The organism is Sinomonas sp. G460-2, assembly GCF_047759905.1.
In the GTDB taxonomy this organism is placed as follows: Bacteria; Actinomycetota; Actinomycetes; order Actinomycetales; family Micrococcaceae; genus Sinomonas.
In genome coordinates, this window is sequence record NZ_JBKZWT010000136.1 from 1 (window position 1) to 9,078 (window position 9,078).

Below are 9,078 nucleotides of genomic sequence, written 5' to 3' on the forward strand. Positions count from 1 at the left end.
GCGACGGGTCTGGCCGTCCTCGCCGGGCCCGTCGAGGCGACCGCCCTCGGCAACGTGCTCGTCCAGGCCCGCGCCGCTGGGGCTCTCTCGGGAGGGCTCGCGGCGCTCCGCGCTTCCGTGCGAGCAAGCGTGGAACTGCGCGAACACGCGGCGGTGACGGCCTAGAAAGGGTGGCCTGGGTCGCTCAGCTGGCGATCGGCAACCCCGCTGCAGGCGCCTGGGCGAAGGAGTCATCTATGTGGACCACGTCGCGGCCCTCCCGATCCAGGAGGCTCGCGGCCACCCCGGCGCGGTAGCCAGACGCACAGTGAACCCAGATCTTCCCTGACGGGAGCTCGTCGAGGCGGGACAGGAGTTCGTGAATCGGGATGTTCACGGAGCCATCGACACGAGTGGCCTTGTGTTCCTCTGCTCGCCGGACGTCGAGGATCGTCTCGTCCGGTTGGCGCTGCGCGGCTACTTCCTGCCATGTGGCCCGCGGGTAGGAGGACACTGGGGCGTTGGGGGCCAAGCGCCGGGGATCCTCGCCGAGCGCCGCGTCCGGTGAGTCGATGCCGATACGCGAGAGGTCGCGGATCGCGTTCTCGACGTCGTCACGGGACCCGACGAGGGTGAGCTTTCGGTCGTAGGGGAAGAGCCAGCCGAGATACGTGGGCCAAGCCTTGCCGGTACCGTACTCGAAGCTGATTGTGCCCCTGAGGTGCTCCGCCGCGTAGGCGACACGGTTGCGAAGGTCCACGACCCACTCGCCTGCCGCGAGACGTGCGCGCAGTTCCTCGGGGTCGAGGGAATCGGGGACAGACAGATCGGCCTCGGTAGGGCCAGTCAGGTTCCGTGGGCTCATGTGGGCGTAGTAGCTGGGGAAGACCGTGAGGTTCGCGATGAGCTCGGAGACGAAATGCTCCTCGTCCTGATCTGTGTAGACGGGGTTCGTGGCGAACTGCTCGCCGAGAGTCGACCCCGTCGCGTCCGCGGCCGGGCTGACCGAGCAGAAGGATCCGAAGCCGTGGGTCGGGTACAGCGCTGCCGCGGCGCGCGCCTCCTCGGCGAGGCGCCGGGCGGAGGCGTACTGATCGTGCGTGAGGCCAACGGTGTGGTCGTGGCCGAGCAGATCTGTGCGCCCCACTGACCCGTAGAGCACGCTGCCGCCGGAGAACACGGCCTGTTGGTCGCCGTGCTCGACGACGAACGAAAGGTGCTTGTGGGTGTGTCCCGGTGTCGCGACGGCCCTGACCGTCAGCTCACCGACGCGGACCGTCTCGCCGTGGGCGATCGGGGTCCGCTCGAAGGACACGGACTCGGCCGCATTGACCAGATAGGCCGAACCGTGCTTGGCGGCATAGGCGAATCCGCCGGTCACGTAGTCATTGTGGAGATGGGTCTCCGCCACGTGGGTCACGGTGACGCCGGCCGCGGCGGCCGCAGCCTCGACACGATCGATGTCGCGCTGGGCATCGATGACGAGCGCGAACTGGCCGTCATGAACGAGGTAGGTCCGGTCGCCAAGCTGGGGCGTGTCGATCACGATGACTTCCATGTGGTCCTCCCGCGTCTACCTCTAGGGTATTCCCGTGGTCGTGCACGGCGACCAGCCGGAACCAATTGACAGGCCGAAGGCGCCTGCTCAGACTCGACTCAGGAGCGGGGCCAGCGCACTGCCCCGCGGGGTCGCGGGACTGATCAGGTGAAGGCGTCAGATGAAGGCGGTTGTCTACGATCACTACGGGCCGCCCGAGGTCCTGCGCCTCGAGGATGTGCCCAAGCCCGAGCCGGCGGGTGACGAGCTCCTCGTCAAGGTTCACGCCGCCGCCGTCAACCGTCTGGATGTCCACAGCCGCGAAGCCAACGCGAGCAACGGACCCGTGATCAGCCTCATCAGCCGCCTCATCTTCGGTGTGCGGGGACCTCGCCATCGCATCGTCGGCAGCGAATACTCGGGCGAGGTGGAGCGAGTCGGGGCCGCGGTCCGCGAATTCAGGCCGGGCGATCGGGTTTTCGGGGTGACCAGCCTTCGCTTCGGTGCCAACGCCGAGTACGTGACGGTGCGGGAGCGCTCGCGCGTGGGGCTCAAGCCTGTCAACGCGAGCTTTGACGAGGCGGCCGGCATCGCGGACGGCTTCCTGAACGCGATCGGATGCCTTCGGCAGGCGGGCCCGCGGCCCGGATCGAGCGTGCTGGTCTACGGAGCCTCGGGCTCGATCGGCACGGCGGGAGTGCAGCTGGCGCGACACGGCGGCGCCGAGGTCACGGCGGTGTGCCAGGCCAAGGACTTCGACCTGGTGCGCTCGCTCGGCGCGAGCGAGCTCATCGACTACACGCAAGAGGACTTCACGAAGAACGGCAAGAAGTACGACGTGGTCTTCGACGCCGTCGGCAAGCTGTCGTTTACGAGCTGCAAGGTGTCGCTGAACCCACACGGGTGGTATCTGCCAACGGACGGGCCCGTCAACCTGTTGCTGATCCCCGTGACCAGGCTGTCGGGTGACAAGAGGATCGGCATCGCCGTCGGATCGAGGAATCCACGCGAGGACCTCGCATTCCTCAAGCAGCTCGTCGAGGCGGGGCAGTATCACCCGGTCATCGATCGCGTCTACGCGATGAATGAGGTGGTTGAAGCCGCCCGGTACGTCGAGAGCCAACAGAAAGTGGGCAACGTCGTGCTCAGGATCCCCTGAGCAACAGCGCCTGCGTCGGGTGGGCCGAGCGGACGACGGCGGGCGGCCGGCCGCCGTCGTCCGCCCACCGTTCGCAGGGGTCAGGGGAGGGGCAGGACGTCCTCGACCTGGACGCGCCATGACCCGTCGGCGGGGAAGCCCGGCGCCGCGCCGCTCCCGTCCCAGCCCGCGGCCATGAGGGCAACCGCAGCGAGCAGCCCGCCGTTCCCCGGCAGGTACAGGGGGAGCGCCTCCGTCTGGAAGTTGTGGCCATTGCGAAGGTACGTGTTCTTGCCGCGATCGAGGAGCAGCGCGTCGACGGCGTCGTCGGGGCGGCCGAGCCGCGCCGCGCACATCGCGATCATGGGGTAGTCCCATCCCCAGGTGCTCTCCCAGTCCCAGTCGCGGAGCACGTCGTCGAGCGTGCGGGACATCGTGGAAGGGTCGATGAGACGGGTCGGCGGGACGACGCCGAGCCCCGCGAGCATCGACGGATGGTCGGTGCGCACGGTGAACGGCGGCACCCCGATCGCGGTATAGACCCCATCCCGCACGGTGGGCCGGACGACGTTCCGCGCGACCTCGTCCCACACGGGGTGCGGCGCGAGGCCCAGGCGCGCCCGCCATCGCTGGGCGGCGTCGAGCGCCCACGCCCAGTACGCGAGCTCGAACGTGGGGTTCTTGAGGCCAGCGCGATCCGCCGCGTAGGACTCCTGCGCCGGAACCAGCGGCGGCCCGAGCTCGAAGCCGTCGGGGCCGCGATGCGCGTACCCGGCCATGAACTCGGCGGTCGCGAAGACCACGGAGGCGTAGCGCTCGGCGGTCGCGCGGTCCGGCCGGCTCCGGAAGACGAGCTCGGCCAGATAGATGGGGTGCGGCTGCTGCCAGATGAGGAACGGGCCGATGTCGCTCGGGCTCTCGCGCCCGTCCGGCCCTACCTGCTTGGGCCACCGCGCCCCAGGGAAGCCTTGCGCAGCCGCGGTCTCTCGCGCCGATCCGAGGACACCTTCGTACCAGCCGAGGCTGCGCTCCAGGAGCTCGGGACGATTCCACACCGCGAAGTGCGCCGCGTGCCACCAGTGCATCTCGAGGTGGAAGCGCCCGCGCCACGAGTTGACCATGAGGCCGGTCTCCTGCGGCGGGAGCGATCCGGCGCAATGGACCCGTGTCTGGTACTGCGAGAGGATCACGCGGCGTTCGAGCTCCGCTGCGCGCGGGTCGGCGCTCTCGGCGAGCTGCACCATCCCGCCGTGCATCCAATACCGCTCCCACTCGCGGGCCGAGGCGGCCGCCACGTCCGCGAAGCTCGGCACGCTCTCGCGGCCGGGCTCCCAGCCCGCGAGGAAGCCCACCGTCAGCTCGAGGACGGGGCCGCCCCCGACCACGACGAAGCGATGCGCCCCCTCCCGTGCGACCCTGGCGCCAGGCGCGTTGAGAACGACGGCGTACCGCGCCTCGTCGAGCCGCCGCAGGATGTCCCAGCCACGCGCCGTCGTCCGCAGCTCGGAGGCGTGCCGCTCCGGGCTAGCCCAGTCCGCGGCGTTGCCCCACGCCTCGCTGCCGTAGGGAAAGTCGAGGACGACGGCGGGCGGCTCGCCGCCCGCCGAGCGCACCCGGACACTCACGGCGTCGACCTCGGGGTCAGCCGCGGTCTCCACGGTGAAGGCCGCGCCGCCGAGCTGGAAGCGGCTCGTCGCGACGCCCGTCCAGAGATCGAGCGTCTGGTCGATGCCGACGACGTCGGCCGGACCGATGGCGCTCAGCCCCGCCGATTGGGGTGCGAGCCCGATGCGCCCGAGCATGAGGCGATGCGGGTTGTTGCGGAGCCACGACTCGGCGGGGGCCATCGACTCGAGCGCGGTTGCGCTCGTGCGGCCGGCGAGGTCCACGTACGGGACGGGCCCCCGCGGGCTCGCGTAGGTCTGGACGGTGGACGCGAGCTCGGGAACCGGGTCGATCGGCGTGGAATGCCAGCCCCACTGCGACTGCGTCCCGAGCAGCGACCCGGCGGGTTCGCCATACCTCCCCGGCGCAGGGTACGCGTCCGGGAGCGTCTGGAGGCCCGTGACGTCAAACGTGAACGCGAACTCGCCGTTGCCCACCGTGAGCGGGGAGCGGGGATCGATCTCCCGCATCGCGACGTTGTGCCGCCGCACGAGAGCGGCGCGGTCGATGGTCCGCGACCGTGCTGCGTGCGGGGAGCTAGTGCGCAATTGCCTGCTTGCTCTCTGTCATCCACCGGGCCGCGGCGTCGTGCGGGCTGAGCCGTCCGAAGAGCACGTCCGAGGTGGCGCGCGCCGTGATCTCGGAGACCTTCGTCGAGCCCGTCGGCCCGATGTACGTGGGCGCGAAGCTCATCTTGCCGACGCTGTCGATGTAGGCCACCTCGGTCTTCCCCTGCTGGCTCAGCTGGGGCGAGATCGCCGCGCGCATGCTCGGGTTGCCGGGAACTCCGCGGTCCGTCCCGAGGATCGGGGCGGCCGTCGCGTTGTTCACGAGGAAGTTCACGAGCTTGGCCGCGGCCTCAGTGTTCTTGGTCCGGGCCGAGATCGAGTAGAACTGCGAGGACTGGAGCCAGATACCGTGCGTCGGGTTCTCGCCCGGAAGGTGGAGCAGGACCAGATTGGACTTCGCGGCCGTGCTGAGAGCGCTCAGCGAGTTGCTCCACGTGAGCGTCATCCCGGCCTTGCCGAGGCCCATGAGGGTCTGCTCGGTGCTCGCGTTGAGCTGCTCGGACTGTTCGGCGGGGCTCGGAGTGGCCGAGGACTTGTTCATGGTGAGGGTGTCGGAGAAGAAGGCCTCGATCGTGGTGGCGTCGAGCCCGAGCGCGCCGTCCTTCGTGTAGAGGGACTGGCCGCGCTGCCGTGCGAACGCGTCGAGCGAGTCGTGGGTCATGCTCGTGGCGATGCCGTAGGTGCCTTTGGGGCTCTTGGCGGTGAGCTCGGCGCCGATCCGCGCATAGTCGTCCCACGTCCACGTCGAATCGTCCGGAAGCGGGATCCCCGCCGCCGCGAAGACGGCCGGGTTGGCGACGACGCCGAGCGCGTTGGCCCCCGTCGAGACGCCGTACTGCTTGCCCTTCACCTGGCCGTTCTGGAGCTCCGAGGGGTTCAGGTGGCTCAGGTCGAGCTGGGAGCCGATCGTGCCGAGATCCAGGAGCGCGCCCCGGTTCGCGTATTCGGCCGGGTAAGCGCCGCCGAGCGTGAAGACGTCCGGGGCATCCTTCGCGGCGACGCTCGTCGCGAGCTTGTCGAAGTAGCCCTTGAAGTCGCTCGGTTCGCCCTGCACCACGATGTCGGGGTTGGCCGCCTCGAACGCGGCGATGGCCTTGCTGGTGGCCTCGGCGCGCTTGGTGTCGCCCCACCACGCGAAGCGCAGGTGGGTCTTGCCATCCCCCGAGGCCGAGGATCCGGTGCCGCATGCCGTTGCAGTCGAGGCGAGGACGAGGGTGAGGGCCACGCCGAGGGCAGCGCGGAGGGTGGTTCTTGTGTACATCGTTGTACTCCGGGTTCGGATCGCAGGGGGAGTTGGCAGGGGCGCGGGGAAACCGATTTCTTGGGCTGAAACGTACCAACCCAAATCGAGGGCGTCAATGGCCCCTGAAGTTCGAGACACCCCTTGGCATGCGCTTTCCCACCAACCCTTGGCAGCGTGCGTTGCGTGGAGTACGGTGGTGAGAAACCGGTTACTCAGCCCATTCTGAGGACACTCACCGAGGAGAAGACCGCCCCATGGCTGCCCCCGAAACCCCCGCGTCCGCCGCCTCCGCGACGGCTCCCGCGCCCGCCCGGCCCCGCAAGTACGCCCTCGCCGGAACCGGCTCGCGCGCGGAGATGTATGTCGACGCCCTCTTAGGCCCGCACTCCGACCTGGGCTCCGTGGTCGCGTTCGTCGACACGAACGAGCACCGCATGCAGTACCACGACGCCCGCATCGCGGCCCGAGGCGCCGACTGGCAGCCAACGCGCCACTACGGCCCGGAGCGCCTCGGCGAGATGTTCGACGCCGAACGTCCCGACGCGCTCATCGTCACCACCCCGGACTTCACCCACGCGCGCTATGTGACGGCGGCTCTGGATCGCGGCGTCGACGTCATCTGCGAGAAGCCGATGACGACGACGGTGCAGGGCATCGCGGACATCGTCCGGTCTGCGCGCAACGCCGCGGAGACGTCCGGTGCCAAGCTCGTCGTGACGTTCAACTACCGCTACTCGCCGCGCAACTCGGTGATCAAGGACATCATCCAGTCCGGCAAGATCGGCAAGGTCACCTCGGTCCATTTCGAGTGGTGCCTCGACACCGTCCACGGCGCGGACTACTTCCGCCGCTGGCACCGCAACAAGGCCAACTCGGGCGGCCTGCTCGTACACAAGGCCACGCACCACTTCGACCTCGTGAACTGGTGGCTCGGCGACGTCCCCGAGACCGTCTACGCTCAGGGCGGCCTGCGTTTCTACGGCGCACGCAACGCCGCCGAGCGGGGCCTCGGCGAGCGCCCCGAGCTGAGCCGAGACAACCCGGACCGGGACGACCCGTTCAACCTCGACCTCAGCGCCGATCCGAAGCTGCGCGGCCTCTACCTCGAGGGCGAGGCGGACGACGGCTATCACCGCGACCAGGACGTCTTCGCCGAGGGCATCGACATCGAGGACAACCTGAGCCTCGTCGTCGGCTACCGCGGCGGCGCGTCGATGGCGTACACGCTCGTGGCGCACTCCCCGTGGGAGGGCTACCGCGTGGCGTTCAACGGCACCGAGGGCCGCGTCGAGATCGAGGTCGTGGAGCGCGGCTCGGTGGCCCCGGACAAGCACACGCTCGACCCGTCCGTGGCCGAGGATCCCGAGCACCCGGGCGCCCACGCGCGGCCGGCCGGACAGCGCGTCCTTCTCCAGCGACTCTGGGAGCCCGCGCGAGAGATCCCGATCCCCGAGGGCGAGGGCGGTCACGGCGGCGGCGACGCGATGCTGCTCTCCGACGTCTTCCGCGGACCCGGCAACGACCCGCTGCACCATCAGGCCGGCTACATCGACGGCATCCGCAGCGTCCTCGTGGGCGTCGGCGCGAACGAATCGCTCCGCACTGGCCAGGCCGTGCGGCTCGCCGACTTCGGCGTCCCGCTCGACGACGACGCCCCGCTCACCTACGCCACTGAGCCCAGCGACGACGCCCCGCTCACCCCGGCGCAAGGCATCAGCGAGCAGACCGCGGCGGAGGCCCGCGCATGAGGATCGCCGTCACCGGAGGCTCTGGGCGTCTCGGCGTGAGCGTCGTCAACCACCTCGCGTCCCGCGGCCACGAGGTCCACTCGCTCGACCGCGCGGCCTCGCCCCACGTGGACGACGCCGTGCAGCAGCACACCCTCGACCTCACCGACGCGGCCACTGCGAAAGAGGCCCTCGGCGCGATCCGGCCCGAGGGGGTCGTACACCTCGCGGCGATCGCGGTGCCGTTCAGCGCACCCGAGGACGTCATCCTCCGCACGAACGTCCAGTTGTGCTTCTCCGTCCTGAGCGCCGCCGTCGACGCCGGCGCGAGCCGCGTGCTCGTCGCGTCGAGCCCCACGGTGCTCGGCTACGGGACGCCGCAGGGCTGGTCTCCGCGGTACCTCCCGATCGACGAGGACCACCCGATCGCGCCGTGGAACGCGTACGCGCTCTCCAAGGCAACGCTTGAGGCCACGGTTCGGATGTTCGTCGCCCAGCTCGGCGACGCGGTCCGCTTCGGCGCGTTCCGCCCGTGCTTCGTCATCTCCCCCGAGGAGTGGCGCGGCGCCCCGACCCAGCAGGGCCACACGGTCGCCGAGCGGCTCGCGCGGCCCGAGCTCGCCGCGGTGTCGCTGTTCAACTACGTCGACGCGCGGGACGCCGCGAGCTTCGCCGAACGCTGGCTCGAGGCGGCGGACCAGATTCCGAACGGCGAGGTGTTCTTCGTGGGTGCCGACGACGCGATGGCCCGCGAGCCGCTCTCCGAGCTCGTCCCGCGGTTCTTCCCCGGCACCGAAGGCATCGCGGCCGAACTCACCGGAACCCACGCCGCGTTCACGTCCGCGAAGGCGCTCCGCCTGCTCGGCTGGCGCCCGCAGCGCTCGTGGCGCACCGAACTCCAGGGCGAGCCGCTCGCGGCCACGTCGGTCCACCTGAGCTGAGCTCCACCGAACCCACCCCACCCGCCCGAACCCACCCCACCCGCCCGAACCCACCCCACCCGCCCGAGCCCCCGCCACCCATAGGAGCCCCATGAACTTCGACGGCATCCTCTTCTTCCCCGTCACGCCCTTCGACGCCGAAGGCCGCGTGGACCCCGGACTCGCCCGTGAGCACGTCGCGTCGCGCCTCCCATACGGCCCCGGCGGGGTCTTCGCGGCCTGCGGGACCGGCGAATACCATGCGCTGACCGCCCAGGAGGCGGGCGTCGTCGTCCGTTC

The 9,078-nt window shown here is 70.1% G+C and carries 7 protein-coding genes and 1 pseudogene; 5 read left to right on the top strand and 3 right to left on the bottom strand.

The window, feature by feature from the left end; all coding sequences use genetic code 11:
* Positions 1-165: pseudogene (locus tag ACLN58_RS13135) on the top strand (rhamnulokinase); the annotation flags it as partial.
* Between the two features lie 19 nt (positions 166-184).
* Here ACLN58_RS13135 and ACLN58_RS13140 read toward each other — a convergent pair.
* Positions 185-1,537 (bottom strand): rhodanese-like domain-containing protein, encoded by a 1,353-nt coding sequence (locus tag ACLN58_RS13140; protein WP_415855711.1) that lies wholly within the window; start codon positions 1,535-1,537, stop codon positions 185-187.
* A 160-nt stretch (positions 1,538-1,697) separates the two neighbouring features.
* Between ACLN58_RS13140 and ACLN58_RS13145 the strand changes: the two genes are divergently transcribed.
* Positions 1,698-2,675 carry an NAD(P)-dependent alcohol dehydrogenase gene (locus tag ACLN58_RS13145; protein ID WP_415855712.1) on the top strand — a complete coding sequence of 326 codons (978 nt, stop codon included), beginning with the start codon at positions 1,698-1,700 and terminating at the stop codon, positions 2,673-2,675.
* An 80-nt stretch (positions 2,676-2,755) separates the two neighbouring features.
* Here the strand turns inward: ACLN58_RS13145 and ACLN58_RS13150 are convergent, their stop codons facing one another.
* Both ACLN58_RS13150 and ACLN58_RS13155 read right to left on the bottom strand, forming a co-directional pair.
* On the bottom strand, positions 2,756-4,867 hold the full coding sequence (locus tag ACLN58_RS13150) for a hypothetical protein (protein WP_415855713.1): 2,112 nt from the start codon (positions 4,865-4,867) through the stop codon (positions 2,756-2,758).
* Positions 4,857-6,149 carry an ABC transporter substrate-binding protein gene (locus ACLN58_RS13155; protein ID WP_415855714.1) on the bottom strand — a complete coding sequence of 431 codons (1,293 nt, stop codon included), beginning with the start codon at positions 6,147-6,149 and terminating at the stop codon, positions 4,857-4,859. The genes ACLN58_RS13150 and ACLN58_RS13155 overlap by 11 nt, the downstream gene beginning before the upstream one ends.
* A gap of 236 nt (positions 6,150-6,385) precedes the next feature.
* Between ACLN58_RS13155 and ACLN58_RS13160 the strand changes: the two genes are divergently transcribed.
* The 3 genes from ACLN58_RS13160 to ACLN58_RS13170 form a co-directional block, all read left to right on the top strand.
* On the top strand, positions 6,386-7,879 hold the full coding sequence (locus tag ACLN58_RS13160; protein WP_415855715.1) for a Gfo/Idh/MocA family protein: 1,494 nt from the start codon (positions 6,386-6,388) through the stop codon (positions 7,877-7,879).
* Positions 7,876-8,799 (top strand): NAD-dependent epimerase/dehydratase family protein, encoded by a 924-nt coding sequence (locus ACLN58_RS13165; protein ID WP_415855716.1) that lies wholly within the window; start codon positions 7,876-7,878, stop codon positions 8,797-8,799. The genes ACLN58_RS13160 and ACLN58_RS13165 overlap by 4 nt, the downstream gene beginning before the upstream one ends.
* Positions 8,800-8,890: 91 nt before the next feature.
* The coding region (locus ACLN58_RS13170; RefSeq protein WP_415855717.1) for a dihydrodipicolinate synthase family protein at positions 8,891-9,078 on the top strand (188 nt) is incomplete at its 3' end.

Excerpts from the sequence above, each read along its gene's own strand:
- ACLN58_RS13140 (WP_415855711.1), bottom strand. The coding sequence starts at position 1,537 with ATGGAAGTCATCGTGATCGACACGCCCCAGCTTGGCGACCGGACCTAC.
- ACLN58_RS13165 (WP_415855716.1), top strand. The coding sequence starts at position 7,876 with ATGAGGATCGCCGTCACCGGAGGCTCTGGGCGTCTCGGCGTGAGCGTC.
- ACLN58_RS13160 (WP_415855715.1), top strand. The coding sequence starts at position 6,386 with ATGGCTGCCCCCGAAACCCCCGCGTCCGCCGCCTCCGCGACGGCTCCC.
- ACLN58_RS13145 (WP_415855712.1), top strand. The coding sequence starts at position 1,698 with ATGAAGGCGGTTGTCTACGATCACTACGGGCCGCCCGAGGTCCTGCGC.
- ACLN58_RS13155 (WP_415855714.1), bottom strand. The coding sequence starts at position 6,149 with ATGTACACAAGAACCACCCTCCGCGCTGCCCTCGGCGTGGCCCTCACC.